The organism is Lactobacillus sp. HMSC08B12, assembly GCF_001808415.1.
Classification (GTDB): Bacteria; Bacillota; Bacilli; order Lactobacillales; family Lactobacillaceae; genus Lactobacillus; species Lactobacillus delbrueckii.
In genome coordinates, this window is record NZ_KV793178.1 from 1 (window position 1) to 1090 (window position 1090).

The 1090-nt window shown below is 51.2% G+C and carries 1 protein-coding gene; it reads right to left on the reverse strand.

Annotated elements, in window-relative coordinates; all coding sequences use genetic code 11:
• Positions 1-324: 324 nt before the first annotated feature.
• The coding region (locus tag HMPREF3168_RS06345; RefSeq protein WP_070489212.1) for a mucin-binding protein at positions 325-1090 on the reverse strand (766 nt) is incomplete at its 5' end.

Consider the following 1090-nt stretch of genomic DNA (forward strand, 5'->3'; position numbering starts at 1 on the left):
TGGCATCACTGTAAAATGACAGCTCAACCCCATTGGACTTCAGGTTAAGAACAAGCCGGTTCTTTCCAGGCCTACTCTTAGGTCTGATTCTGTCCTTTGGCAACTCGAGCTGTACGATTGGATGTTCAGTCATAATATCGTGTTCCTCCATATTCAATTGTTAAGAACAGTATATGACTATTGAACAGAGGTCGATAGATACCGCGCTATTGGGTGCGTACTGACATTCTTATCATGCACTAATGTATCACAAAACCAATAAGCAGGCAGCAAAAAAGGCGGATGCCCTCAATTCTTGAGATCATCTGCCTTTTTCGGGTTTATTTAGTTTTCCTTCTTCTTGCGCTTGAAAGCACCCAGGATGCCGATCCCGCCAAGGATGGAAGCAAGTCCTAAGCCAAAGGCGGCCTTGGAATTGTCTTCACCGGTTTGCGGCAGCTGGTCTTGAGCTTGCGCAGACTCCTTGATGCTGATCGTCTTGGCCGGTTCAGCGGTCTTGACAGCCTTAGGTGCCTTGACAGGAATGGCTGGCTTCTTGGCTGGCGCCTTAGGCGTCTGTGCAGGCACGGCCTTCTTGACTGCCTTGTAGGCAACGGTAATCACCTTGTCGGCGTCGGTTGCCTTGTAGCTTTGCGCCGGCACGATCTTCTTGTCAGGCACAAAGCCCTTAACCTTAGGAGACTTGACAGCCTTGGTGGACTTTGGACCGTCCCAGTCGGTGTAGGACAAAACGGTTCCGTCAACCAGGTCGACCGTGGCGCTTCTGCCGAAGGTCAAGGTTTGGACGTTAGACTTGGCAGCCTGCTTCCCTGAAAGCTCAACGTACTTGATGGTTTGGTGAACCTTCTTGGTAAGATCATCCGTCATGTCGTTGCCGTTTACCGGGTTCTTAGGGTCATTTGGCGTCACGACGCTGGTTCTGTGTGCCAGGTGGACGGCGTAGGCTTGATCGGTCTTGTCATCGTTGTCAAAGACGATTTCCGAGCCGGTCGTGTCATCGCTGACCAGCTTGTAGCCCTTGTTTTCCAGATCCTTGATGGTAGAGATGGTAGAGTAGCCGGAGTGGGCGTTTGATACTCCAGTCAGGGTC